This window comes from Salicibibacter cibi (assembly GCF_016495865.1).
GTDB lineage: Bacteria > Bacillota > Bacilli > Bacillales > Marinococcaceae > Salicibibacter > Salicibibacter cibi.
On record NZ_CP054706.1, the window covers coordinates 212,864 to 239,166 of the forward strand.

Below are 26,303 nucleotides of genomic sequence, written 5' to 3' on the forward strand. Positions count from 1 at the left end.
CGGTCGTTGTTTTGCCTGTAAATGCTTCTACTTCCGCGCGCGTCGGCAATCCTTCAATGTCCCCGGGGAACTGACGACGAGCGCGCCGACGGCTGATCCCAATCGAACCGCTTCTTCAAGGGATTCGCCTTCCAGCAAACCGGCGATCACCCCTGCGGCAAAACCGTCGCCGGCACCGATCGGATCAACCACTTCCTCCACCTTGTAGCTGGAAACGCTCCCTTCTTTTCGATATCGGTCAGCATAGTATGAGTGGCTGGCGCCGTTTTTGATAACGATGTCTTTAGCCCCGTCTTTCCACGCCCGTGCTGCGATTGTTTGCTCATCGCGGGTGCCGTACATCCATTCCGCTTCATCTAGACCGGGTAAAAAGAGGTCGGATTTGGCCGCGAGTGACCGGATTCGTTCTTTTGCTTGCTCCTCTCCATACCATTGCATGATTTTAAAACGCAAATTCGGGTCAAAAGAAACCATCAGTCCGTGTTCATGTGCACGATCAATGGCGCGCTCCACCGTTTCGTCGCATGTCTCACTCAGGAACGGCGTAATACCGGTGATATGTAGGATCTTTCCTTCCGAAAACACAGCTTCGTGAAGATCGTCCGGCGATAATTTGCTCGCCGCTGAACCTGCGCGATAATAATGAACGTGGTTTTGATTCGGCCGTCTTTTTTCTTTAAAATACAACCCTGTCGGCGCTTCCGCATCGGTCGTCACAAAGGAAGTGTCTACTCCTTCGCCGCGGATGGCGTGCAGTAAGTATTCGCCAAGTTCGTCTTCGCCGATTTTACTGACCCAAGTCACAGCGTGTCCCAATTTCGTCATCCCGATCGCGAAATTAGACTCCGCTCCGCCGAAGCGTTTTTGAAAATAATTCGCATATTTCATCGGCCCTGTATCGGTCGCTTCCAATACAACCATGGTTTCTCCGAGCGTAATGACTTCCGTCTCCATGTTGTCCTCCTGTGTTATGTAGGTTTTATCACTTTATCTTATCATAAAATAATGCCCATGTGTTCGTAAGACTGTCGAAGTCATGCATCTGTTGGTCGTGACCAATGGCTTTCGCTATGATAGGATTTTGACAGAGAGAGGAGAGATACGCATGAACCGATATACGAAACGTTTGCTGGTGTTCGCTGCCATCTTCGGATTGATTGGAGTGGGGTTAGGCGGACATATGGCAGGTGCCGGGTCGCCGGCATTACGACCCGTGCACGCCCACGCCCTCGTCGTCGGCTGGTTATCGCTTTTCAGTTGGGGCATCTATTACCAACTTTTTTCTGTATCGAGAAAGTTGGCTAGCGCCCAGACATGGACAGCGATCATTGGAACGGTCTTTCTGGTGATCGGCATGTGGATTCACCTTGCGGGAGCGCTGGAAGCTTTGCCGTATGTCGTAACATTGATTATTTATATTGGTGGCGGAACCGTTTTAATCGCCAGTTACGTTTTATTTTTCTTTATCGTTCTTAAACAGAAGGTTGTCAATTAAGCATCTTTCAGCTGTGCCAAAGCATAGTTGGCAATAGCTGTGTCTTGCACGCCTGTGCCGGTTAAATCCGCCACGGTCACTTGTTGATCTTTCGTGCGACCGGTCGCATCACCGCTTAAGATTTTTCCGAGCTCCGTCACATCGTCTTCTTTTATGATGGTTTTCGCATGTTGAAGCTCTCCGATTGCAAACACTTGTGAGGTAAGATCGCCGACTACGAGATCCGCTTTTGAAAAAATCGCCGGGTCCAATTCTTGCTTTTGTTCAGCGTCGGATCCCATGGCGGTGATATGCAAGCCATCGTGAAGCCATTCCGGTTTTATTAACGGTTCTTTGGCAGGCGTCGTCGTGACCACAAGGTCATTGCCGCGCACGACTTCTTCGGGGTTTTCTGCCAATCGAACCGTAAGGCCGTGCTTTTCTTCCATTTCCTTTTGGTATTTTTTTACATTTTCGGCTGTGCGTCCATAGACGTGTACTTCATGAAAAGAACGAACGAGTTGCAACGCTTCGACTTGCAACCGTGCCTGCAGCCCCGTGCCGATCACGCCAACGCTTGAAATATCCTGTACGGCAAGTTGATCTGCGGCTATGGCTCCGGCGAGTGCAGTTCGTACATCAGTCAAGTAGCCGTTATCTTGAAGCAACGCCTTCGGGATCCCAGTTTCCGAATCCATGGCTAGCATGAGGCCGCCGAGGCTGGGCAGTCCTTTTTGCGGATTTTCAAAAAAACCGGCGGACACTTTAATCGCGAATGTATCAAAACCGGGAATATAGGCGGTTTTGATATCGGCTTCTCCGTTGTGTTCCGGGATGTTGACATGGATAACGGGCGGTTGCGAGACGCCTCCTTCGTGAAGACGCCGAAAAGCGTTTTCAATTTTCGATAACGCGTCTTTGGAAAGTGATACATGCCGGCGGATTGTTTCTTCTTTATGGATATCCAAAACCCATCACACTCCTTTTTTAATTCTATTTCCTTTTTTGAGGTTCATTAATCCGCATTTTACGGGTAGAGTCATGTATATATATGAAAAAAAGGGGGTCCATGATGCGTTCTGTTTGGAAGGCGCGAAAGCGATTGCGCGAACATGTAGATAAAACGCCGTTGATCGCGAGTCCCGTACTCTCGGAAAAAAGCGGCGTTCCGGTCTATTTAAAGCTGGAAACGATGCAACCGACCCGTTCGTTTAAGCTTAGGGGAGCGTTTAATTTTTTATCTGCTCTAAATGAGGAGGAAAAAAAACGAGGCGTAAGCGCGTTTTCCACCGGTAACCACGGGCTGGCGGTTGCTTATGCGGCGAAGCAGATGAACATACGCGCGACGATTTTTGTGTCGGAATCGGTCACGGAAGCAAAAAAAGAAGCATTGCGAGGCAGTGGCGCAGAACTCGTCGTCATCGGAAAAAGTCAGGATGAAGCGGGAGCGGCTTGTCAAAAACAAAGCCGTGCGAAAGGATTGACGATTGTGCCGCCTTTCGATCATCCTGAGGTCATTGCCGGGCAAGGGACGATCGCGCTTGAACTATTGGAAGACCTCCCCGAACTGGAAACCGTCGTGGCAGGCTTATCGGGGGCGGGCTATTGGCAGGGATAGGCATGGCCCTAAAACATACCGATCCGGCGATACAGATTGCAGGCATCAGCGTTGAAAAGGGCGCAGCCATGGATGAAAGCATTAAAGCCGGAAATCCGATCGAGATTCCCGAACATTCCACCTATGCCGATAGTTTGCTCGGAGGTATCGGGCTCGATAATCAATACACGTTCTCCGCGATCCAAAAATACGTAGACACGCGCACGCGGTTGGCGGAAAGCGACATCGCGAAAGGGATGGCGTTTCTGTTCGAGCACCATCAACTCGTCGTCGAAGGCGCGGCAGCGGTTGGCGTCGGTGCCTTATTGAATGGCACTATCCGACCGAAAGGGCCAACGGCCATCGTCGTGACCGGCGCGGGGATTGATGTGAAAAGCCATCAAGAGATCGTAGGGCCTTATTTAGGGGGATGAGGATTATTAGCCGCGAACGTAGGAAACCAAGAAAATATAAAATCTCACTATCCAAACCATTTATATGTAGTATAATGAGGACGTAGCCAACGCTGTATAGGGCAGGCTGCCACTCCCGACAGAAAGGGGGTGAGGATATTGGTTGAGGCGTTAGTTTTTCTGCTTCTGTACTTGCTGGCACAAGCATTATGGGACAGAAAAAAAGTAAGACAAGCCTTGAGGCGGCTTGCCTTACGATGCGCCGATTGGTTCAAAGATTGAATCAATCGCCAATCCATTAGAAGGGGATCTATCCCCTTCCCCTATACAGTATTATACATGATTCGCTGAAATTATGCTACTAAAAATCTGAAAATCAACGTTAGTAGGGATGAAAAACATGAGGGTTCGCACATTTTCTATCCAAAAACCGAAAGCATTCATAATGATGCTTGTGAAAAAATTTATGAACGATGAGACGACGGGGCTTGCCGCGCAATTGGCGTATTATTTTTTATTGTCGTTGTTTCCGTTGTTATTATTTATCCTGACATTGCTTCCTTACTTTTCATTGCCGGTGAGTCAGGTGGTTGATTTTATTCAGACGTATGCTCCCGGGGAAACCGGGGAACTCATTGCCAATAATGTTTCCTCCCTTTTAAGCGATACGAGAGGCGGGTTGCTTTCCGTCGGTCTTATCGGTACGCTTTGGACGGCATCCGGAGGCATTAATGCCTTTATTCGCGCGACGAATCGTGCCTATGAAGTCGAAGAAACGAGGTCTTTTCTGACCGTGAGGCTTTTGTCGATGACCTTAACCTTTTCCATGGTTTTTGTTGTCGCTATTACTTTGTTTTTGCCCGTATTTGGACAGGCAATGATGGATTTCATTCAGTCATTCATTCCTCTTGCCGATCACATGGCATTGCTCTACCAAGTTTTAAGGTGGGTTGTCGCTATCGGCATTATGGTATTCGTCCTTATGGTGTTGTATCTTGCTGCACCTAATGCCGCTTTTAAGCTGCGAGAAGTATTTTGGGGTGCATTGTTTGCAACCGTCGTCTGGCAGTTAATTTCCGTTGGTTTTTCTTATTACGTTTCCAACTTCGGGAATTATGAAGCGACGTATGGCGCGATCGGAGGCATCATCGTGCTCATGATCTGGTTTTATTTAACGGGCATCATTCTCATTGTCGGCGGCCAACTCAATGCGGTGCTCTATAAGTGGAAACAATCGTAAGTTTTGTTGCGCGCGAGGAAGGTATAAAAGAGACTGCTCATTCCTGTGTCACCAGTTCATTCTGCAGTTCTGCGACTCCATTTTAACAACGGAGTTGCATATACCTGCATGAGCAGGGTCCCTGCCACCAACAGGGGTGACCCGGGACGATTGCGTGCAAGAGGCGGCCGGTCAACCGGATCAGAGCCATCAGCCGAATGAAATAATTGTCTTACGTAGCGCTCTCCGGTTCGGCTTGGTCCTCCAACCTTTGTAACTTGCCTTCGAATCCTTCTTCCGAGCCGTCTCGTAATTGATGACTGACGGCCAATTTGCATGTATTGATCGCTTTTTGAAGATCGCCATTTGTTTCATGGATAATGATTAACCTTTTAAAGGATGGCATGAGTGGAAGTTTTTCAGGATCACGATCCCCATTAAGGTTTTCTTCGATGTACTTTTCGATAAATTCAGGGAAGATTTCAATATCCCTGCCACAATATTCTTTGCAAAGCCGCGGAGCGTGCGCCCATTTATTCCTTTGTCTGTAATACAAATGGATGAACTGATTGTAAATAAAATGCATCTCGATAACGTTTTCCGCATTTGTTTCGGCGTGGGATAACATTTTTTCTTTTTCAAAAGGGTCTTCGATATGTATTGCCTCGGCCCATGTTGATGTTTTTTCCGGATCTTCGGGAGAAGAAAGCTTGTTATCGGCCGATTTTGTTTTAAAAAAGGAAAACACTCCCATGGCAAGCCCCCCTATAGACATAAGTATACCCATTGTTATGCGCATTGTCCAAGTTTAATTCGAACGCTTCCTTTTTTGGGAAACTTGGTTTTTCGCCGAGCTTTTATGGCAAAAACCTTAGTTGCACTTATACAGGGACGCAGGAGATGTCTTGCGTCCCTTTATTTTCGCTTTTACTCATTTACAGGGACGCAGGAGTCGCCTAGCGTCCTTCATTTTTCACTTTCTCTTATTTACAGGGACGCAGGAGGCATCTAGCGTCCTTCTTTTTCGTCTTTCTCACATTTTCGGGGACGGGACGCTATGCAGGCAATAAATCTTACCTGCCGAAAAGAAGCTCCGAATCCTCGAAGCTTCCCACCTTTTCGAACATCTTTTAACCTTCGCCTTTTGGCTCCGAGGTTGACTGGTTCGTTTGTTGAGCATTCTCTTGTTCTTGTTGTCGTTGTTCCTGCTCCTGATCGATTTTTTCCTGTTCGATAAGGTCTTTTTCCAACAGTTCTTTAGCGGCTGTAAAGACGATCAATCGTGTCACTCCTTTCTTCCATACATGCCCTTATTATGTCCGGGATTGATTGTTGTAAACATAAAAATGCACCCTTCATGTTATGATGGATACAAGGAGGAGATGCCTTGATGGATAAATCCTATGCAAAAGCGCAGGAATACGATCAATGCGATGCGTTGAGCGGATTCCGTGATGAATTTTATATTGATAATGAAAAAATTTATTTTGACGGAAATTCATTGGGTATATTATCCAAGCGAGCGGAGAAAACAGCGCTGGATGCATTGGAAAGTTGGAAACAATATGGAATTGACGGATGGACCGAAGGGGAAGAGCCTTGGTTTTATTTATCGGAAAGGTTGGGAGCGAAAACAGCTCCGCTCATTGGAGCCCGGGCGGACGAAGTGGTTGCCACTGGTTCTACGACGGTGAATCTTCACCAACTCGTTTCCACGTTTTATCAGCCGAAAGGGTCGAAAACGAAAATTTTAGCGGACGAATTAGCGTTTCCCACTGATATTTATGCGTTGCAAAGCCAGTTAAAGCTCAAAGGGTACGATCCGGAGGAACACCTTGTCTTCGTGAATAGCCGGAACGGGACAACGTTACACGAGGAAGATATGATTGAAAAGATGACCGAGGACGTTGCGTTGATTGTTTTGCCATCGGTTTTATACCGAAGCGGGCAGATTCTATCGATGCAACGTCTGACCGAAGCAGCCCACGATCGAAACATCGCGATTGGATTTGACTTGTGCCACTCGATCGGTGTATTCCCCCATCATTTACATGATTGGGGCGTCGATTTCGCTGTATGGTGCAATTATAAATATTTGAATGCCGGTCCGGGCGCAGTAGGAGGATTGTTTGTCCATCAGAAGCACATGGCTCAAACGCCCGGTTTGACCGGTTGGTTCGGTTCGCGAAAAGACAAACAATTTGATATGGAACATGCCATGACACCAGCGGATGATGCCGGAGCATACCAATTGGGAACGCCGCATATATTGAGTGCCGCCCCATTAATCGGTTCATTGGAATTGTTTAAGGAAGCGGGACTGGAACAACTGCGAAAAAAATCCCTTGCGCTCACTCGCTACATGATGGAATTGACGGAAAGCAAACTGGAAGGAATGGGGTTTTCGATTGCCAATCCTCGGGCAGATGAACAGCGCGGCGGGCATGTGTATCTTGAACATCGTGAGGCGGCACGGATTTGCAAAGCATTAAAGGCAGAAGGGATTATTCCGGATTTTCGTGCTCCCAAAGGCATCCGCTTGGCCCCCGTTCCGTTTTATAATACGTTTACGGAGGTTTGGCGCGTGATCGATCGCTTACAAATGATCATGGAAAAGGAAACGTTCAAGAAGTATGAAAATAAACGAGGGGTGGTGGCATAAATTGGGTAATGAAGCAACGTGGATTGATATCTCCCAACCATTGGATCAGAAAATTGCCACTTGGCCGAACGACACTCCGTTTTCTTATGAACGAGCGGTAACGAAAGAGATGAGTGGATCGGTGAATATCGGGAAAATAGCGATGAGTTTACATACCGGCACGCATGTCGATGCTCCGTTTCATTTTGATAACGAAGGCAGCGGCATCCTTGACTTGGATATCAATGTGTTCATAGGCAAGGCTCGCTTAATTGATGTCACGCATTGCACAAAACGTATTGACGCACAAGCATTTGCAGCGGCGGATACAGATGCGCTCCCTCCGCGTGTACTATTGCGAACGTCGCTCCCGAATGATCGGGAACGGTTTCCGGAGCGTATTCCAGCTATCGATGCAACCATTGTCCCTTTTTTAAAAGAAAAAGGTGTTCGTTTAATCGGCGTAGACGTCCCCTCGGTCGATCCGTTGGACAGCAAAGCATTGCCGGCTCATCACGCGTTTTCTGATCATGGGATTCACATTTTGGAAAATGTGATGCTCGATGGGTTAGCCCCCGGAGACTATGAATTCGTCGCTTTGCCATTGCCTTTGGCAGATGCAGATGGGAGCCCGGTGCGGGCGGCAATAAGACCATTATATGGGAAGGAAGAGCATGATGTCGGAAAAGAATCGTAATGGCGATATTCACCTTGATTTTCGGGAGCGGATGACTTACGGCGATTATTTAGATCTCGAACGGCTCTTATCGAGCCAACATCGATTATCGGGACATCATGATGAAATGTTGTTTATTTTGATTCACCAAGTCCAAGAACTTTGGATGAAATTAATCTTGCATGAGCTTCATGCTTCCATAGAGGCAATTAAAAATGAAGAACTATCGGCAAGCTTTAAAATGTTGGCTCGTGTATCATCCATCGAATCCCAAATGGTACGGGCTTGGGATGTTCTTTCCACATTAACCCCTTCGGAATATATGGAATTCCGTGAGCATCTCGGAAAGGCTTCCGGTTTTCAGTCGTACCAGTACCGAATGATCGAGTTTGCCCTCGGATACAAGACCCGCCATGTGCTGGAGATTTATGAAAAAGACCCCGCTTTACATCAGCAATTAAACGAAGCACTGCACAAACCGGGATTGTATGATGTATCGATTCAAGCATTGGCAAAAGCAGGATTTGACATCAATCCGGCCATATTAAACCGGGATATGTCTGAAACGTATGAGGCTGATCCATCCGTGGAAAAAGCTTGGCTTGACGTTTATCGTGACGTAGAGAATTATTGGCGTCTGTATGAATTGGCAGAAAAGTTAGTCGATGTGGAAGACCAATTGCAGCAATGGCGCTTTCGGCATATGAAAACGGTGGAGCGTATTATTGGAAATAAAACCGGCACAGGCGGATCTTCCGGGGTCGGTTATCTTAAACACGTGCTCAACCATCAATTTTTTCCCGAACTATGGAACGTGCGAACAAAGATTTGAAACATGGGGCTTAAGGATGCTGATTCATCTTAATTGCCGATTTTCCAATAGATGCGTATAATTGCCTTTTAGTCTCTGAAAAATTGTGGTGGCCCATATGAATGAACATGAAAATTATAATAGAGTATTGATCGCAGGGCTCTTAATTGCCGGTTCTTTTATCGCTGTATTGAACCAGACGTTAATGATTACGGCTATCCCTCCGATCATGGAAGAAATGAATATTACCGCGAATACGGCCCAATGGTTAACTACCGTGTTTATGCTCGTCAATGGAATTATGATCCCGGTTTCCGCGTTTTTGATTGAAAAATTTACGACACGGCAACTTTTTTTGACGGCAATGGCTGTTTTCACGCTTGGGACATTGCTCGGCGGGGTGGCGACCAATTTTCCTTCTTTGCTGACGGCGCGCATTATTCAATCCGCCGGGGCAGGTGTTATGCTCCCGCTCATGCAAACGGTTTTCCTCCTCATATTTCCGGTGGAACGGCGCGGAACGGCCATGGGCTATATCGGCCTCGTCATTTCGTTTGCGCCTGCAATCGGCCCAACAATCTCCGGTTGGGTCACGTCTAATTTTGAGTGGCGTTTTTTATTTTGGGGTATTTTACCACTAGCTGTTATTATGATGATTGTGGCCTATTTTATCATGAGGAATGTGACCGATCGTAAAAATCCGAGCGTTGATCCACGATCCATCATTTTGTCGACCTTCGGTTTCGGCGGATTGTTGTACGGTTTTACGAGTGCCGGGAACTACGGATGGGGCAGCCCGATTACACTTACTGTTTTGGCGGTTGGAACCGTGACCATCGTAATTTTTATACTTCGACAGCTTCGTATGGGGCATCCGATGCTGGAAATGCGTGTTTTTAAGCAGCGCATCTTCACCCTTTCGACGATCATATGCGCGATTGGTTTTTTGGGACTGATTGGTTTGGAGACCATCATCCCTTTATACTTGCAAAACATGCGTGGGTTTACAGCCATGGAAGCGGGGCTCGTATTATTGCCCGGTGCTTTGCTTGCCGGATTGTTGGCTCCGATCACAGGCCGCATTTTCGATCGGATCGGTGCGAAGGCACTCGCGATACCAGGCCTTATATTGATGACAATCTCGACATTTGCGTTTCTTTTCGTTGATACAACCACCTCACTTATGTTTATAGCAGTGATGTTTGCGATTCGAATGTTCGGTTTTTCTATGGTAATGATGCCGGTAAATACTGCCGGGCTGAATACAATGCCGCCAAAATTGATCCCGCATGGAGCGGCGGTAACCAATACGGTGCGACAAATGGCCGCCTCCATTGGAACGGCTGTGCTAGTGACGACAATGACAACATCCGCGCAGGTGAGTGACGGAAGCCCAAATATTGCTCATCCGGAAATCTTCGGCGCGATCGTTTCCTTTGGTTTGATGGGTCTTTTAACCGCCATCGCGTTACTGCTCGCTTTTCAATTGAAAAAAACGTACCCTCCGACAGATGAAGAATGGGATGAGGAGTACATGGGGGATAAAAGGCGCCGGGAAACGGCTTAAAGGGATAGCTGAGTGCACTCCGGGCATCGGAAAAACGTTCACCAGAGGAGCGATGCCTTTAAAAGGACGGATCCATATCAAATATTTACTTACATTGGTGGTTATATGTCTGATGGTTGGATGTGGGAATGAATCGTTTGACGAAGAAACGTTTGACGTTTCCGGGAAGAATGAAATACAAGAAGCATACGAAAACGGGGACCTTGAGGAAAAAGTTTTCGATTATGAAGAACGCTTTTCGCAAAATGATTATGCCGGTGATATTCATGCAGACAGTCAGACGGAATTTGTGCAAGGTTCAGGTGACAGCAATGTGTTAGTATCTGCTCCGCACACAACAACACATATACGTGAAGATGCAGTTCTTGACGCAGAAATTTATACCGGATCCATCGCGCTATTGATTCAAGCATTCACGGGAGCCCATGTCATATACAATGTCCATGAGGGGGAGGATGCGAATCATGTTTTGGGTGGTTTTTATAAAGAAAAAATCGGAGAAATCATTGAGGAATACGAGGTAGATCTCGTCATCGATTTACATGGGGCAGGAGGAAGTTGGGATTTTGACTTGGAAATAGGAACGGATCATGGAGAGACCATCAGTGATGAACGGGCGGATCTTCTCAAATACATCCTTGAAAACAATGGGATCCAAGATGTCTATCGCAATGAGAATTATCCTGCAAGCGGGGAAGGAACAGTCACTTATCAGAGTTGGCATCACTACCAGACCGAAGCGATGCAATTGGAAATTCATAGCGACTACAGAGATCCAAGGAATGACTTTGCATCTTATTTCGACATGCTAAAATCCCTTGTTTATTTCGTTGATAATGTCGATCAAATCGACAACCCCGCTGAAGAGCGTTGAGGTTATACGCTTTGCCTATAACCTTCGCGTTCTTTTCTAATGCCTAGACATAGTGGCGCCGAGGAGCCTCTCTTTTTACGTTAAAAGGGTGTGTGTTCGGGGCATGCTTGTAGTGAAGAACCATTGGTGTTTTTTCAAAAGCAAAAGTTAGTGTTTATTCGGTCCATATACCCGTTTTTCTGAGGAAGAAGATTGACCGAGGATACGCTTATTTAACGTACGCTTCCAATTTGTCGCCAAAAGTTCGCATGATGCCAGTTTCTCGACCAGTTGCAGATTATCTTTATCAATATACATCACGTTATTGCATGCCTGTATTGTCCATTCCGGATATGGCCGTTCGATCAATTCCAAATGGACGCCTGCTCGTACGTAGCCCTCCTGTAAAACTCGGAAATACCATCCGGTTCTGCCGCTATTTTGAATTCTTAACGCAAGATCCATCGTTTGAAATCTTCTTGCCGGCTTCCAGCAAGGGCGCCTTGGTTGGGACACTTGAAGCAATGCATCGCCAAATCTGTACGTATCCCCGATACAGACGGATGATTCATCTATATCAAGGACAGCCAAATTCTCTCCCATGCCGCCGACATCAATGGCGTCCGTCCCCAGATCTTTTTTCCAATAATCGTAATGCTTGATTGGATAGGAAAAAATGGCTTTTTCCGGTCCGCCATGAGTTTTTTTATCGGCGACTTCATCCCCGATAAGCCCGGTTTCGCTCGCCCAAGTCTGCTCCTTTGTTACCGTTTTGAAAATACCGCTTTCCCACGGCTTATCCATTGGCGATGTGGCATTTGGATCTCCCGCTTGCTTTACTTTTCCGGTAAATAATTGCCGTACATAGGCTGTTGTCATTGTCTCACCCACATTTTTTGAAAATTTTACCGGCTGGTATTCGATCATTCATTGATGAAGAATTCCTTTTTTCGCGCTTCCTGTAAGCGATAGGACCGAATTTGTCTTGATAAGAATCGGCGCATGTCCTCTTCCTGATACCCGACTTGAAGACGTTTATGATCAAAAATGATCGGTTTTCGCAGTAGCCCCGGATGTTGGCTGACCAGTTTAAACAAATGCTGCAAAGACAATTCATCAACGTCAACGTTTAATTTCTGAAACGCCTTGGAACGTTTGGATATAAGCTCATCCGTCCCATTTTCCGTCATACACATAATAGCCTTCACCTCTTCAACGGAAAGGGGTTCCGCAAAGATATCTCGCTCTGTAAAAGGGATGTGATGTTCTTCCAACCATCTTCTCGCTAATCGGCATGAAGTGGATCCCGTTGATGTCAGTAAAATAACCAATGAAATCTTCTCCCTTCTCATTTGTTTCATTCTCAAATCACTTCAAATGTTCCAACCATGGGCAGGCTCATCGTAAATACCATTGCGGAGATGATGATGCAGTAAAGCATTTTGGGCCATTCACGTTTATTGAAAAAATAAATAGCAAAACCTACAAAGATGAACAATATCGTTAGGGCGATCTCCATCTGCTTATCCTCCTTGTTCACTTTCGGGTCCGTATGCTCAATAGGGCTTCAGCAATTCATATAGTGTATAGATATCAGAGACAAACGGGCATGTAATCCGAATGCCGGCGATATCATGAATATTCTTGAGCATGCGCCGTCGAGCTTTCATAGCCTTTTCGCTCCAATTTAGCAGCAATGCTTTTGGGATCTTTCACCCGCGTTTTCAAATGTTCAATCGGGTTATGCTCGTGCGTGTGATGAAATTCCTCACTTAAAAACGTTAATTTGGAATTGATTTCTTCAATCGCAAACTTGTACACCAGTAAAAAGTTTTTCCATTCCTGTAAATAACACTGGATAGACATCCGTCATCGTTCATGTTCAGGTAGCTCTTCAGATTGTAATTGTTTCAAAAGGTCATCATGAGCGTTCAAGAGATGATCCAAATCCTCGGAGGTATAATCATTTAATTGGGTCGATAACCGATGCATGATTTGCCTGTAAGCTTCTTTTTGTTTGCGTCCCCCTTCTTGTGTCAGACGCAACGTCAGTGAACGACGATCCGATTGTGCATGTTCTCTGATCACATAGTTCGCCTTTACAAGACGATCAACGATCCCACTCATTGTACTATTGCTGGAATACATCCCTTCGGCGATGTCACCAAGAGTACTATTCGGATTCTTGGACAATCCTGTAAGGACTAACGTTTGCATAATGGTGACGTCGAGCTTGTCCGCTTCTTCCTTCATGATTTGATAGAGCCTTTGGTCAATTTTACGAAAAGAATCCAACATTTGGCGAATGCTCTCATATTCATCTTGATCCATTTTAGCGCCCCCTTCATTATTTTCAGCCCTAATCATTCGTACACGAAATGTTTGTATCTAAATTATATATACAGCCCAAAGTGCGTGTCAACAACACAAACATAATGTCACAAACCCGTAAAAAATAGTGAATTAATCACGTTCATAAACCTTTCACATGTTAAGCATTGATGTTTGCGGATAAACCTGTTAATGTTTTTTTAATTGCTTATTTGTTAATTAACTAAACAGTATATAAATTTAAGATTGGAGGGGGCATGTCTTGCATGAGCATCAGATTATCTTTCAGGATATCGTAGAAATGATGAAAAGCATTGAGCGAAGTCTGATTCGGCAACAGCAACTTCCGACCTTCGATGCCATCAGTTTGACGAAAAGGCAAGAATCGATTTTGATGTACATTTTTTCTACTGAAAACGTAACGATGTCCGACATCGCTTCTTATTTTGACATTTCTCGAAGTGCCGTCAGTCAAACGTTAAATAAACTGGAAGAACAAGATATTATCGTTCGTTCGATCAATAAAGAAAATCGCAGGGAATTAAACCTTTCGTTGGGAAAAAACGGAGAAAAGCTTCATCAGGAATATAAAAGAATCGAAGAAATGTTTGTTCAGGATTACTTCTCAAAAATAAAGACGGAAGATCTGCGACAAGTTCGAGATATTATTCGCAAGCTTCAAGGCATTATTGTTAAAGAAGAAACGCCATAAATCATTCCCCTCTACATAGGGACTGCTGAATAACGGAAAAAGACTGGCACATAAGCATTTTCCGTTGGTGTTGTCGAAACTGGATGCAAGGAAATCTATCCTATAAACAAAAAAACCCTTGCACTTCTGACAACGTACGGAGGGACGGTGCTGCAATGGCGAGACTCCAGCGGAAAAACGGACGCGTCAAGCCCCCGCAGCGCCGGTTTTGCGCGAGGAGGCTTGACCGTTCGTCCGCGGAAAGCGAAGCCATGGAAGCGGCATCCCGGCTTCAGCTGATAGCTGCAAGTTGTTCAGCAATCCCTACATACAGGGAGAATAACTTAAAACCGGAGGCATAAAACGTGAAGATATCCAATTTTTCTATCAAGAGACCAAAATTTACGATTGTCATTATGCTCTTATTTTTAATTGTGGGCGCTGTTTCCTTGACACGGCTGCCGCTTCAGCTTTTTCCGGATGTAGAGGCTCCGGTGGCCGCAGTAGCTACAAGTTATGAAGGGGCGGGCCCGGAAGAGGTCCTTAATGATGTGACCGAAGAGCTGGAAGGGGAGCTGGCGGCAACGTCCGGTTTGCAGGATATGACGTCCCAATCGGCTGAAGGGTCTTCCATCATTATTCTGGAATTTAGCCAGGACACATCGATTGATGATGTTGAAACGGATATTGTCTCGACGATTACACAGGCGGAGCTTCCGGATGATGCCGGGCAACCGTCGTTCATAGAATTTGACCCTTCCATGCTCCCGAGCATGCAGCTCGCCGTCTCGGCAAACGGGGATGAGGTCAGTGACTTCCAAGATGATGCTTTAGACATGCAACAAGAGTTATCTCGAGTAGATGGTGTTGCGGACGTAGATGAAGCCGGATCCATCACTGAACTCTATGAAGTAGAGCTCAATCAAGATGATTTAAATGACGCCAATATGCAGCAAAGTGATGTTGTTGACATGATCCAGGGAAATGACATTGCCGTTCCCGGTGGCATTGTTGAGGATGAAGATCGTAATATCACTACGCGTGTATTAAGTGAGCTGACGGATCAGGAAGATCTGGAAGAGCTCGTGATTTCCCAGGACCCGGAAACCGGAGACGACATCACGCTTGATGACGTTGCCAGCATTTCTTTCTCAACGGAAGATGAGGATGCCATTACCCGGGCGAACCAGGAAGCCGCCATGCAGTTCAGTGTCATGCAAGAGTCTGATGCGAATGCGACTCAATTAGAGCAAGAATTCAACGATGAACTGGCGGCGTTGCTGCAAGAGGACGCTTATGAAGATTTATCGGTCGTTACGCTTTACAGTGAAGGGGAATTTATTCAAGAGGCCGTGGACAATGTCGTTGTCATGTTAGTGACTGGCGGTATCCTTGCGATGTTGGTTCTTTTTGCCTTCTTACGTAATTTAAAAACACCATTTATTATAGGGCTCTCCATGCCATTTTCCATTATTGTCACCTTTGCCCTCTTTTTCTTTACCGATATCAGTTTGAATATGTTGACGCTCGGGGGGCTTGCGCTCGGTATCGGAATGTTGGTCGATAATTCCATTGTTGTGATCGAAAACATATATCGGCACCTATCAATGCGAAAATCGCCGAAACAAGCAGCTTATGAAGGAACAAGAGAAGTAGGAACAGCCATCACAGCTTCAACGCTGACGACGATCGCTGTCTTCCTCCCCGTTGTGTTTATAACGGGAATGGTCGGAGACTTATTTGCACCTTTGGCTATAGCTGTTTCGTTTAGCCTATTGGCTTCATTGGGTGTTGCGCTTACCGTCGTACCGATGATTGCCAGTCGAGTATTAAGCATGCCATCGGAAAACACAGAAGAAGAGCGACAAAGAACATCCCGTCTCGTCAACTTTGTGGAGAAGGGGACGAAATGGGCGCTTAGACGACGATTCGTTGTCGTTACGATCACATTGATTCTGTTTGCCATTGGAATATTGGGGCTTACAACCGCCGGGATGGAATTTATGCCTGATGCCGATGAAGGCTCATTTATGGTTGAAGTTGAACATGACTTTGGGACACAACTGGAACAAACGGAAGAAACTGTTGCCGAAATCGAAGAAGAAATTGACGATCATCCCGAGATTGATAATTACTTGAGCACGATCGGATCCAGTGCCATGGATGAAGGCTTAAGTGAAGAAAGCCATATTGCCGAGGTCATGATTAATTTGGTGCCGGTGAACGATCGAAATATGGATACAATGGAATTCTCGGAAATGGTTGAAAGTGATCTTGATAATATTGATACAGATGCCGAAATAGACGTTAGTGTGATGTCTCAGGCAGCGATGGGAGATCCAAATACTTTTGTCTTCTCAGTCAACGATCCTGATCGTGAACGCCTGGAGGAAACAGCAGATGACTTGGTAGATGAATTGGAAGATGAATCCGGGATTAATCAGGTAGATACCAGTTTGGAAGAGACAGCCCCGGAACTGCAGGTGCTCATTGATGAAGATGATGCCAGAGAAGAAGGCCTTGTTCCGGCTCAAATTGCCGAGAGCGTCAATGAGCAAACCACGGGCGTAACAGCAACGACCATCCAATCGAATGGGAACGACCTGTACGAAGTCAATGTTCGAGCCGAGGACGAACTAACGGAAAGCGTGGAGAATTTTGAATCGCTCACGATTCAAAATGAAGATGGCGACAACATCTCCTTATCAGATGTGGCTGATATTGAAGAAGATGAAGAGCCTGCGACCATCGAACGTGCCGATATGATTCCTTCGGTTGAATTTGATGTTGTCTATGGAAGTGGATATAATCTAGGGGATATAACCCCGCTTGTCGAGGACGTTGTGGCAGATTATGAGCTGGATGACGAAGCCGAGTACGTTGTTGGCGGAGATCAGGAAATGCTGGATGATGCGATAGGCAGCATGGTACTTGCCTTTGTACTCGGGATCATCTTTATATACCTTGTCATGGTGGCCCAATTCGAGTCCTTTAAGTACCCATTTGTGATCATGTTTACGGTTCCGTTCTTTGTCATTGGCGTTATGCTGGCATTGACGGTTACACAAACCCCCGTCAGCATCGTCGCCATGATAGGGATTCTTGTCCTTACCGGAATTGTCATTAACAATGCCATCGTGCTCGTCGATTATGCCAATCAGAAAAAAGCGCAGGGCATGAGGGCATATGATGCAATAGTGACGGCCGTTCAAGATCGGGTCCGTCCGATATTAATCACGGCCATTACGACGATTTTAGGGGTTGTACCGCTTTCTCTCGGTATCGGTGAAGGTGCGGAAATTCAACAACCCATGGCGATTGTTGTGATCGGCGGTTTAATCAGCAGTACCTTCTTAACGCTCTTTGTCATCCCGGTTATCTACAGCTTTGTGGATCCTGATATTCGAAGCATGAACAAGAAGTATATGACACCTGAAGGAGACGTTGTCTACGCAAGAGATTTACCTCCAAAGGGGGATGGGAACGAGATAGAAGAAACAGGCGAAGACGGAAAAGAACAAGGAGAAGACGTTACCGAATCATCGAAAGAACAATCCAGCGATGAACGAGAAAAAGATCTATCCAATGATGATGTTATGGATGCATTAGAGGAAATTCTTCGCCGCAGAAAACGAGATAAATAATTGCCATGAAACGGTCCCCTGAGATGTTCAGGGGACCGTTAATGCTTTCTGCTTTCCAATTGCACGTCGACACGACGGTTACAATTTATTGTATGAATAGCAAGTGCTGTGGTGTCGCCCCGTTTATTTGAGTGTGGAAAGACGAGAATGAGAAGGGCCTGCGCGATATACCGCACTATCAAGATCATGATCGACAGTTTGCTTCAATTCATTCGCAGTTTCCAGTAGATCACGTAGATGAATGCCATTGTTGATTCCCATTAAATCGAGCATGTGCACAACATCTTCCGTAGCAACATTTCCGGTAGCCCCCGGGGCAAAAGGGCAACCACCAATCCCCCCAAGAGCTGCATCGAACGAACGTACACCTGCATCAATACCTGCTAAAATGTTTGCAATGGCTAACCCCCTTGTATTATGCAAATGAAGACTAAACGCAACATCCGGAAAATGGTTTTTCAACTTCTCCATCACTGTATAAACGAGTTTTGGATCTGCCGTCCCAATTGTATCTGCAACGGCCATTGATCGTATCCCCATTGAATAGTAAGCTTGTGCTACATATAAGATATTTTCAAACGGGACCTTTCCTTCAAAAGGGCATCCAAAAGCCGTGGCCATTGCTCCTCGAATCTTTATATCCCCATTCTTTTTAGCAAGACGTGCAACCCTTTCATGTTCTTTAATCCCTTCATCAACTGTTTTGTTTGCATTGGAAAGGCTATGGGATTCAGTTACAGACAACATCAATTCCCATTCGTCAGCTTTCATGGGTATCGCCCGTTCTGCTCCACGTTCATTGGGTACTAATACACTATAAGACACTCCTGGTTTTCGGTTTATTTTTTCCATTACTTCTTCCGCATCCGATAATTGAGGCACTGCCTTTGGATGAACAGTGGATGTAACCTGAATAGCAGAGATGCCAGTATTGGATAACGCATTAATTAACTCCACTTTTTTATCCGTTGAGATAATGTTCGTTTCCATTTGTAGTCCATCACGGGGGCATACATCTTGTATTTCCACAAAATCACTAAAGTTCCAGTTCATATTAATTCCCTCCGGTCTTACTTTTAGGTTGAAAGATCATTGTTTGTTTTAGTTTTGATTGCTGTTAATATTTCCGCTTTTTTCCTTTTCTCTTGATTCATTGGAATCATCAGTGAACCGACCACACAGATAATAATGTTGATTGTTAAACCATAGAGACCACCGTGAATACCGAAAACTGTTTCATATCCGGCAATGGTCATTCCTGCCGCGACAATTGCTCCGATCAGCATCCCCCAAAAAACCGGGCCGGATGACAATCGTTTCCAGTAAAGTCCAAGTATGAAAACAGGAACTAGCTGAATAAGAAATTCTAATTTCAACACAAATATTTGGTATAATGTTCCGGGTGGATTCCACGCTATCCACAGTATTAGACCTACCAAGACAATGCCTGTAAGTTTTCCTACTTTAATTTTACGTTTTTCAGATGCTGACGAATTGATGTATTTTCCGTAAACGTCGTGTGAGATGATCGAGGAAAAACTTAACAATACAGAATCAGCAGTGGAAACAATCGCTCCAACAATGGCACCGAAAAAGATAATCATCATCCAATAATAGAATAAATTGAGATCGGCGATATCATTTGCAAGCAGGCCAATAATTTCTTCTGACTCTGTAACACTCAGACCCGGATATAATTGAATCGCAATGATTCCCAAGATGAATACTACTCCGACAGTAATTGGCGGCATCCAAGCTAATCGTGCCAATGATTTTTTAAACGTTCGTTCACTCTTGGTGGAATAAATTCTTTGAATTGCTTGCGGGTAAAGCGCGGCTCCGAAGCCAGCTAAAACAATCATGCTTATCCAATTTATATTCGTAAATAGGTCAGGAACGCCAATTCTTTCCTGATCAATGGCAGCGATATTTTCACTTATGCTTGTTGCCCCTCCACTGCTAAGCGTGATACCCCCAATGAGCATGACAATGACTCCTATTAATAAGATACTCCCTTGCAATACGTCAGTCGTTGCAACTGCCTTCATTCCCCCAAGCCATTCATATGTAAGCATCACGATAATAAATCCAATAACAGCGACGCCGTAAGGGATCGTCCCCCCTGTTAAGCCAGAAACCGCGGTACCTATTGCAACGATTTGCTCTAGGAAAAAGTTCCCAATCCCCCAAAGCATGAGGATAATTGCCAGAATGGTCACTTGCTTAGATTGAAAGCGATATCTAACCCAATCGGTAGGTGTAATAAACTTGGCCTTTTTGGCGATCGTATACAAGCGTGGGGCATATAATAAATAAACGCCAATAACAATTGTTAGCATTGGAACGGACTGAATCCATGAAAATCCTTCGCGATAAGCTTGTGGCGCATAACCAATAATGGTGTTTCCGCTGTATTGCGTAGCGTAAAGAGTGAAGAATAGTGTGATTATTCCAAGGTTACGTCCGGCAAGATAATATTTACTAACGCTCTTCCCTATATTTTCTCCTCTGCCGGCTAACCAGCCAATGATTACCATGATTACCGCATAAGCCAGTAAAATAATAATGGAATCGATACCAGAAAATCTTAGGTCTTGCATAGCTAATCACCTTCTTCCTCATTGTTTGCTTCTTCTTCTTCGATAACGTTCCATTGCGTCAAACAAACCCAGCTTAAATAAGCAGAAAGAAGAAGGGATAATAGGAGTGAAATCAATGCCCAATATGGAATGCCGAAAATCATCGGTTCAATGCTCCCTTCCGGTAAATACCAAGGGGCATTAAAAATGATTAATAAACCCATAATGACCCAAATCCAAGGTTTTCGTATCGGTTCTTTCACTTTTTCACACCTCTCATTTAAAAAAGTTTAAGATGGTTTTCTCCCATGTAATAATAATTAAGGGAACAGGTATAATTACTATCCAAAAAGGGTGAACAGTTTTTCATTTTAACGGATAGGAAGGCATCGCTCCTTTGGTGTATCTTTATGGTAGCTGCGGTGCCTTCATTTTTAGGTGATCCATACGCCTGGCGAAACACAAGTGTCAAAGGTTTATATAATGCCTTTGTCTTGAAGTTCTTTTATCTTTTCTTCATTCATATTTAAATAATCGGTTAAAATAGGCTTGGTATGCGCGCCTAGTTCTGGACCTAGCCATTGTGTCTTTCCTGGTGTTTTGCTCATTTTCGGAACGACTCCAGGAATTTTAAGGGAATCCGTCTCGTTCAACATGAAGTTTTGAATCATTTCTCTTTCCTGATAATGCGTGTCTTGGACGATATCTTCAATATTATAGATACTTCCTGCTGGAACTTGGGCTTCATCCATGATGTCCAATGCAGGTTGCAAATCGATGCTTTTGGTCCAGTTTTCGATTGCTTCATCAAGGAAATCGGCTTTTTTCGAACGACCCTGATTGTTTTTAAATTGAGGATCATCTGCTATATCCTCTCGTCCGATTGCATACATTAAACGTTTAAAAATAGCATCACTATTTCCGCCAATGACAATATATTTTTTATCTTTGCATTGATAGGTGTTCGATGGGGTGACTCCAGGCAATTTCGCCCCGGTTCTTTCCCTTACCACACCGAATTTATCATATTCGGGCAACATGGATTCCATCATACTGAATACTGATTCATAGAGTGCGACATCAATCATCTGGCCTTCGCCAGTGCCTTGTACATCGCGATGATACACTGCCATCATGGCACCGATAACCGCATATAATGCAGATAATGAATCGCCGATGCTGATACCGACTCTTGGGGGTGGAGAATCGGGATATCCTGTTATGTAACGAATCCCTCCCATGGATTCACCGATACTACCGAAACCTGTCTTGTCACGGTATGGGCCTGATTGTCCGTAACCGGAAACCATTACCATGATTAACCCCGGATTTATTTCAGAAAGTTGCTCATAGCCAAGGTTCCATTTTTCCATCGTACCGGGCCGGAAATTTTCAACAACGATGTCTGCTTCTTTCACCAAAGATCTGACAATTTGCTGCCCTTCCTCTGATTTAAGATCAATGGTCACAGATTTTTTATTTCTTGATTGAAGGGAATGCCATAATGATTGTCCTTCATAAATGTATCTCCATTCACGAATGGGGTCTCCCTTCCCCGGTGCCTCTATCTTAATAACATCTGCGCCAAATTCTGCAAACAGTCTGCCGGCGAATGGCCCTGCGATTAAGGTTCCTAATTCAATCACTTTTAGCCCTTCGAGTGGTGAAGCCATTTGCGATCATCCTTCCTCTTCGCTTGAATATTGTAACATTTGTTTCCACGCAACTAAGTCCTTTTGTATGTGTTCTTTCATGGCAAATCCAGCTTTTTCTTTCTTGCCTTCACTGATTGCTTCTGCGATTTGCCTATGCTCGTCAATAAATACCCATTTTCTTGTCCGGTCACTTAAAAGTACATTACGCATATAGTTGTTTTTAGAATGAATCAGATCCATGAATTGAATCAAGTGCCCATTTTTAGAGGAATGAACGATGTGTTCGTGAAATGCTTTATTCAGTGAAGCTATTTTTTTGTCTGGTTCATTGTTGTTTAACGCAGTTTCCGTTTGATTAACAAAGTGGAATAATTTTTTCTTGGCGTCATTAGTCATATATTCAGCAGCAAGTTCTGCAGCGAGGGACTCCAATCTCTCTCTGCAACGATAAAGGTCGATGACATCATTAAAATTTGGTTCATAGACGTACACATGGCTTCCCTTTTGCACGAGTAATCCATCATGAAGCAACATCCTTATTGCTTCCCTGACCGGACCGCGGCTGATTCCGAGCCTTGTTGCCAGTCCGGTTTCGGTCAATTTCTCACCTGGGGAAAATTCCTTATTCAGTAAATAAGTATGAATTTGTTTATATGCTTGGATATGAAATGGTTCAGATTTAACAATAGCATCCATTTTTCTTGATCTAGTCCTTTCTGCTGACAGCATAATTGAAAGCGTTTTCAATAAAGGGTAAACGGTTTCCTGTTTTTTGTCAACAGTTAACCATAGATCATTCATCAAAAAACTTATCATCCAATGGAACGTGAACATAACTGTTTTCTCTAGTTAAAAACCGAATAGAAGTCCATAAATATCGGGGAGGTGCAGATACATGAAATACGAGTCCTTTTCATGTCAGTTATATTGCTAGGAACGATAATACTGGATGCATGCTTTTCAATCTCTCTTTTGATATCCTTATAACAGCTTGTAAAAAGGAGCAGACGAATGTTTTTTGGGTATCGGACACTTAAGACCGCTGTAGGGGCGGGCATCTCTTTATTGATTGCCCAATGGCTTCAACTTGATTTTTTTGCATCGGCGGCGATCATTACTGTTCTTTGTATCACCGTTACAAAAAAAGGATCGGTCAGTAAAGCCTGGGAACTGTTTCTTGCATCATGTGCGGGATTGCTCTATTCCGCGGTCATTTTCGAAATGATTGGATATCATCCGTTATCGATCGCGATCTTAATATTAGTGTTCATTCCGACCTTGCAAAAAATTAAAGCTTTAAAAGGGGTCATTAATAGCATCGTAATTATCTCTCACGTGTATACGGTAGGAGAAATTACCCCCGGTGTTCTTATGAACGAATTTCTTCTCATCACTATCGGCGGCACAGTCGGGCTAATCATGAACATTTATATGCCGAGCATTGATGAGGATCTCTATCAGGATCAACTGAACCTGGAAGAGCAGTTTTCAAGGATATGGAAAGAATATGCCCGTTATTTGCGGGATCAACGTGTCGATTGGGATGGCCGTGAGATCACGCGGGCAAGTGAACTCATCGAAGATGGAAAATCAAAAGCATTAAGAAGCATGGATAACTACTTTTTGCGGCACGACAATTATTTTTACCATTACTTTGAAATGAGAGGGCGTCAATTTGCCATTATTGAACGGATTTTACCGTTTGTATCTGCCTTGGATAAAGTTGATGAAGGAAAACTTATGGCCAACTTTATGGATGGGTTAAGCAGTGCCGTCCAGCCCGGGAATACTGCAAGCTACTATTTGGAAGAGTTGAAAGAACTCAGGGAAACGTTTAAGCAACACCCACTCCCGGAAACCCGGACTGAATTCGAAACGCGGGCATCACTATTTTACATTCTGCATGAGCTGGAGCAATACTTGCTGATTAAAGATATGTTTAAACCGGACCGTAAACGTACGCTCGATTTAAAAAGGAAAAAGCGAGCACGGACGCTGCGAAAAAGAGAGAAAAAGAATCAATAAAAGAACGCTTTATACTACAACTTTTTGACAAAGGAAAACAGCCGGTAACCCTATCTACAAAGGGGATTATGGCTGTTTTTTTCACACTGTTTGGTTGCAAAAGTTAAGCAGGGAATGCTGAACAACTTGCAGCTATCAGCTGAAGCCGGGATGCCGCTTCCATGGCTTCGCTTTCCGCGGACGAACGGTCAAGCCTCCTCGCGGCGCTGCGGGGGCTTGACGCGTCCGTTTTTCCGCTGGAGTCTCGCCATTGCAGCACCGTCCCTCCGTACGTTGCCAGAAGTGCAAGGGTTTTTTTGTTTATAGGATGGATTTCCTTACATCCAGCTTTGACAACACCAACGGAAAATGCTTATGTGCCAGTCTTTTTCCGTTATTTAGCAGTCCCTAAGTAACATAATCCACTTTTTGAAAAGCCAGTGGCAAACGTTCACTAACTTATGATAGGATATGAAAGGTTGACTTGTAGTACACAAACTGACGTAAACTGTAAGGAGAACGAAAAAGTGAATACATCTGTTTCTCGTATTTTATTCGTCTCGACAGCTAGTGCTTTTACCTTTGCTGTGATTGGTATTGTGTGGGGGATATACAGTTCATCACAAATGATTCTATTCGATGGCCTGTATTCGATCATCAGCTTAGTCATGTCGTTAATGGCTATTCTCGCGTCTCAATACATCAATAAAGATGATGAGAAAAAATTTCCCTTCGGAAAAACAGCCATTCAACCCATGATAGTAGTCATGCAAGCCATCGTTATGGGCTTGTTATGCGTTTCTGCTCTCACTTCATCCGTTATTGCATTGCTTACCGGCGGGAGAGAGATCGCTGTAGGAAGCGCCCTATTATATGGTTTTTTTTCATTGGTCTTTTGTTTTGCAGTTCAGCTCTTCTTTAGCAAGAACAAGCATCGATCGGAATTTATTCGTTCAGAAGCTGCCCAGTGGTTTATGGACACGATTCTAAGTTTAGCCGTTGTTATCGGTTTTCTTATAGCGTTATTCCTCGATAATACGCCATGGGCGTTCATCATTGATTATATAGATCCAACGATGGTGTTATTAGCCGGTTTATATTTTTTATCTGTTCCCATCAAGCTGATTCGTAAAAATGGAAAAGAACTTCTCATGATGACACCTGATCAAGATTTATTCAACAATATTCGTTTTGAAATGGCGATCCTGGAGCGAAAATACAACATTCAGGATTCTTGGTTACGAATGGCTAAAATGAGCGATGTTTTGTATCTGGACATCGATATCATCGTAAGTAATGATTCAACTATTTCAACCATAGAAGATTCGGATATGTTTCGAGAAGAATTTCAACAACAACTGGATCAATATGACGTTGTCCCATGGGTCACCATTGCTTTTACAAAAGAGAGGAAATGGGCGGAATGATGATAGTGGAAAAATTTGATGATAGTGGATTCTTTACAAATTTATGTAAAGCCCGTACAATAGAAAATGATGGTCATAAGGAGGCTGAGTTATATGAGTAAGCATGTTGCTGTTCTCGTTACAGACATGGTAGAGGAAATTGAATTAACCGATCCTGTGAAAGCTTATAAAGAAGCTGGTCACACGGTAGATATTATTAGCAATGAAGGAAACAAAACAATCAATGGCAAAAATGGAGACGAAATACAAGCAGATCGGGGAATAGATGAAGTGAATGCAAATGATTATGATGCATTGCTCGTTCCCGGCGGTTTTTCTCCGGACTTACTTCGTATTGATCCAAAGAATAGTGAGTTTGCAAAAGCATTTTTGCAAGATAACAAACCAGTATTTGCAATTTGCCATGGTCCGCAGTTCCTCGTCAATACAGACCTACTAAAAGGAAGAGAGCTAACGAGCTTTGTTTCCGTAAGAAAAGACTTGGAAAATGCAGGGGCAACGGTAAAAGATGAAGAGGTTATCGTAGATGGAAACCTTGTAACAAGCAGAACACCTGATGATCTTCCTGCATTCAATCGCGAATCTCTAAACCTTTTGGAGAAATAATCTTTGAATCGTGAGGGAAGTTGCTAATGACGCAGCTTCCCTTTATTTTTACCCAATAAAATTCATTAAAAATTCCCTATTTTATCGTTTTTATGAATATCTCTTGTTCCTGCAT

The 26,303-nt window shown here is 44.4% G+C and carries 29 protein-coding genes and 1 pseudogene; 14 read left to right on the forward strand and 16 right to left on the reverse strand.

Features of this window, described 5'->3' with window-relative positions; translation table 11 throughout:
• Positions 1-27 precede the first annotated feature (27 nt).
• Entirely contained in the window at positions 28-954 is a 927-nt protein-coding gene (locus HUG20_RS01090; RefSeq protein ID WP_246476482.1) for a sugar kinase, read from the reverse strand.
• Positions 955-1,105: 151 nt separating this feature from the next.
• Between HUG20_RS01090 and HUG20_RS01095 the strand changes: the two genes are divergently transcribed.
• Positions 1,106-1,495, forward strand: coding sequence for a hypothetical protein (locus HUG20_RS01095; RefSeq protein ID WP_200087049.1), 390 nt, complete (start codon positions 1,106-1,108; stop codon positions 1,493-1,495).
• Here HUG20_RS01095 and HUG20_RS01100 read toward each other — a convergent pair.
• Positions 1,492-2,442 (reverse strand): cyclodeaminase, encoded by a 951-nt coding sequence (locus HUG20_RS01100; RefSeq protein ID WP_200087051.1) that lies wholly within the window; start codon positions 2,440-2,442, stop codon positions 1,492-1,494. The two genes, HUG20_RS01095 and HUG20_RS01100, sit on opposite strands and share 4 nt — an antisense overlap.
• 104 nt (positions 2,443-2,546) lie before the next feature.
• Between HUG20_RS01100 and eutB the strand changes: the two are divergent.
• Both eutB and HUG20_RS01110 read left to right on the forward strand, forming a co-directional pair.
• Positions 2,547-3,505, forward strand: a pseudogene (gene eutB, locus HUG20_RS01105) (hydroxyectoine utilization dehydratase EutB).
• Positions 3,506-3,884: 379 nt separating this feature from the next.
• On the forward strand, positions 3,885-4,724 hold the full coding sequence (locus tag HUG20_RS01110) for a YihY/virulence factor BrkB family protein (RefSeq protein WP_246476483.1): 840 nt from the start codon (positions 3,885-3,887) through the stop codon (positions 4,722-4,724).
• A 211-nt stretch (positions 4,725-4,935) separates the two neighbouring features.
• On the opposite strand, the gene HUG20_RS01115 is transcribed toward HUG20_RS01110, so the two are convergent.
• Both HUG20_RS01115 and HUG20_RS01120 read right to left on the reverse strand, forming a co-directional pair.
• Positions 4,936-5,457, reverse strand: coding sequence for a hypothetical protein (locus HUG20_RS01115; protein ID WP_200087053.1), 522 nt, complete (start codon positions 5,455-5,457; stop codon positions 4,936-4,938).
• A 376-nt stretch (positions 5,458-5,833) separates the two neighbouring features.
• On the reverse strand, positions 5,834-5,983 hold the full coding sequence (locus tag HUG20_RS01120; RefSeq protein ID WP_200087055.1) for a hypothetical protein: 150 nt from the start codon (positions 5,981-5,983) through the stop codon (positions 5,834-5,836).
• Positions 5,984-6,093: 110 nt separating this feature from the next.
• Here HUG20_RS01120 and kynU point away from each other — a divergent pair, with 110 nt between their 5' ends.
• The 5 genes from kynU to HUG20_RS01145 all read left to right on the forward strand — a co-directional run bounded on the left by kynU (position 6,094) and on the right by HUG20_RS01145 (position 11,272).
• Entirely contained in the window at positions 6,094-7,365 is a 1,272-nt protein-coding gene (gene kynU, locus HUG20_RS01125) for a kynureninase (protein ID WP_200087057.1), read from the forward strand.
• A gap of 1 nt (position 7,366) precedes the next feature.
• Positions 7,367-8,041 (forward strand): arylformamidase, encoded by a 675-nt coding sequence (gene kynB / locus HUG20_RS01130; RefSeq protein ID WP_246476484.1) that lies wholly within the window; start codon positions 7,367-7,369, stop codon positions 8,039-8,041.
• On the forward strand, positions 8,022-8,852 hold the full coding sequence (kynA, locus tag HUG20_RS01135; protein ID WP_200090334.1) for a tryptophan 2,3-dioxygenase: 831 nt from the start codon (positions 8,022-8,024) through the stop codon (positions 8,850-8,852). Before kynB ends, kynA begins: the two co-directional genes overlap by 20 nt.
• Positions 8,853-8,949: 97 nt before the next feature.
• A complete protein-coding gene (locus tag HUG20_RS01140; protein ID WP_200087067.1) occupies positions 8,950-10,398 on the forward strand; it encodes an MDR family MFS transporter in 1,449 nt (482 codons plus the stop codon).
• Positions 10,355-11,272, forward strand: coding sequence for a hypothetical protein (locus HUG20_RS01145; RefSeq protein ID WP_200087069.1), 918 nt, complete (start codon positions 10,355-10,357; stop codon positions 11,270-11,272). Before HUG20_RS01140 ends, HUG20_RS01145 begins: the two co-directional genes overlap by 44 nt.
• A gap of 147 nt (positions 11,273-11,419) precedes the next feature.
• On the opposite strand, the gene HUG20_RS01150 is transcribed toward HUG20_RS01145, so the two are convergent.
• The 6 genes from HUG20_RS01150 to HUG20_RS01175 are packed head-to-tail and all read right to left on the reverse strand — an operon-like array spanning position 11,420 to position 13,582.
• Complete coding sequence (locus tag HUG20_RS01150) at positions 11,420-12,130, reverse strand: MOSC domain-containing protein (protein WP_200087072.1); 711 nt, start codon at positions 12,128-12,130, stop codon at positions 11,420-11,422.
• A gap of 44 nt (positions 12,131-12,174) precedes the next feature.
• Complete coding sequence (gene spx / locus HUG20_RS01155; RefSeq protein WP_200087074.1) at positions 12,175-12,582, reverse strand: transcriptional regulator Spx; 408 nt, start codon at positions 12,580-12,582, stop codon at positions 12,175-12,177.
• Between the two features lie 32 nt (positions 12,583-12,614).
• Complete coding sequence (locus HUG20_RS01160; protein ID WP_200087076.1) at positions 12,615-12,770, reverse strand: hypothetical protein; 156 nt, start codon at positions 12,768-12,770, stop codon at positions 12,615-12,617.
• Positions 12,771-12,807: 37 nt separating this feature from the next.
• The gene (locus HUG20_RS19860; RefSeq protein WP_200087078.1) at positions 12,808-12,921 is read right to left on the reverse strand and encodes a hypothetical protein; all 114 of its coding nucleotides are present in this window, start codon (positions 12,919-12,921) and stop codon (positions 12,808-12,810) included.
• On the reverse strand, positions 12,884-13,117 hold the full coding sequence (locus tag HUG20_RS01170; protein ID WP_200090600.1) for a hypothetical protein: 234 nt from the start codon (positions 13,115-13,117) through the stop codon (positions 12,884-12,886). Before HUG20_RS01170 ends, HUG20_RS19860 begins: the two co-directional genes overlap by 38 nt.
• Positions 13,118-13,120: 3 nt before the next feature.
• Positions 13,121-13,582 carry a MarR family winged helix-turn-helix transcriptional regulator gene (locus tag HUG20_RS01175; protein WP_200087084.1) on the reverse strand — a complete coding sequence of 154 codons (462 nt, stop codon included), beginning with the start codon at positions 13,580-13,582 and terminating at the stop codon, positions 13,121-13,123.
• A gap of 262 nt (positions 13,583-13,844) precedes the next feature.
• On the opposite strand from HUG20_RS01175, the gene HUG20_RS01180 reads away from it, so the two are divergent.
• The 3 genes from HUG20_RS01180 (at position 13,845) to HUG20_RS01185 (ending at position 17,917) form a co-directional block, all read left to right on the forward strand.
• Positions 13,845-14,294, forward strand: a complete 450-nt coding sequence (locus HUG20_RS01180) for a MarR family winged helix-turn-helix transcriptional regulator (RefSeq protein ID WP_200087092.1) — start codon at positions 13,845-13,847, stop codon at positions 14,292-14,294.
• A gap of 147 nt (positions 14,295-14,441) precedes the next feature.
• Positions 14,442-14,573 (forward strand): hypothetical protein, encoded by a 132-nt coding sequence (locus HUG20_RS19305; protein WP_281392436.1) that lies wholly within the window; start codon positions 14,442-14,444, stop codon positions 14,571-14,573.
• Positions 14,574-14,638: 65 nt separating this feature from the next.
• Entirely contained in the window at positions 14,639-17,917 is a 3,279-nt protein-coding gene (locus HUG20_RS01185; protein ID WP_200087094.1) for an efflux RND transporter permease subunit, read from the forward strand.
• A 123-nt stretch (positions 17,918-18,040) separates the two neighbouring features.
• Here HUG20_RS01185 and HUG20_RS01190 read toward each other — a convergent pair whose 3' ends face one another.
• From HUG20_RS01190 to HUG20_RS01210, 5 genes are all read right to left on the reverse strand, one after another.
• Positions 18,041-18,970 (reverse strand): hydroxymethylglutaryl-CoA lyase, encoded by a 930-nt coding sequence (locus HUG20_RS01190; RefSeq protein ID WP_200087096.1) that lies wholly within the window; start codon positions 18,968-18,970, stop codon positions 18,041-18,043.
• A gap of 23 nt (positions 18,971-18,993) precedes the next feature.
• Positions 18,994-20,517 (reverse strand): sodium:solute symporter family protein, encoded by a 1,524-nt coding sequence (locus tag HUG20_RS01195; RefSeq protein WP_200087098.1) that lies wholly within the window; start codon positions 20,515-20,517, stop codon positions 18,994-18,996.
• A 2-nt stretch (positions 20,518-20,519) separates the two neighbouring features.
• A complete protein-coding gene (locus HUG20_RS01200; RefSeq protein WP_246476485.1) occupies positions 20,520-20,759 on the reverse strand; it encodes a hypothetical protein in 240 nt (79 codons plus the stop codon).
• A gap of 213 nt (positions 20,760-20,972) precedes the next feature.
• The gene (locus tag HUG20_RS01205) at positions 20,973-22,169 is read right to left on the reverse strand and encodes a CaiB/BaiF CoA transferase family protein (RefSeq protein WP_200087100.1); all 1,197 of its coding nucleotides are present in this window, start codon (positions 22,167-22,169) and stop codon (positions 20,973-20,975) included.
• Positions 22,170-22,175: 6 nt separating this feature from the next.
• The gene (locus HUG20_RS01210) at positions 22,176-22,880 is read right to left on the reverse strand and encodes a GntR family transcriptional regulator (RefSeq protein ID WP_200087102.1); all 705 of its coding nucleotides are present in this window, start codon (positions 22,878-22,880) and stop codon (positions 22,176-22,178) included.
• 282 nt (positions 22,881-23,162) lie between these two features.
• Here HUG20_RS01210 and HUG20_RS01215 point away from each other — a divergent pair, with 282 nt between their 5' ends.
• Positions 23,163-24,176 carry an aromatic acid exporter family protein gene (locus tag HUG20_RS01215; RefSeq protein WP_200087104.1) on the forward strand — a complete coding sequence of 338 codons (1,014 nt, stop codon included), beginning with the start codon at positions 23,163-23,165 and terminating at the stop codon, positions 24,174-24,176.
• A 103-nt stretch (positions 24,177-24,279) separates the two neighbouring features.
• Here HUG20_RS01215 and HUG20_RS01220 read toward each other — a convergent pair whose 3' ends face one another.
• Entirely contained in the window at positions 24,280-24,435 is a 156-nt protein-coding gene (locus HUG20_RS01220) for a hypothetical protein (protein WP_200087106.1), read from the reverse strand.
• A gap of 247 nt (positions 24,436-24,682) precedes the next feature.
• On the opposite strand from HUG20_RS01220, the gene HUG20_RS01225 reads away from it, so the two are divergent.
• Entirely contained in the window at positions 24,683-25,582 is a 900-nt protein-coding gene (locus HUG20_RS01225) for a cation diffusion facilitator family transporter (RefSeq protein ID WP_200087108.1), read from the forward strand.
• Between the two features lie 93 nt (positions 25,583-25,675).
• Complete coding sequence (locus HUG20_RS01230) at positions 25,676-26,188, forward strand: type 1 glutamine amidotransferase domain-containing protein (protein ID WP_200087110.1); 513 nt, start codon at positions 25,676-25,678, stop codon at positions 26,186-26,188.
• Positions 26,189-26,303 lie beyond the last annotated feature (115 nt).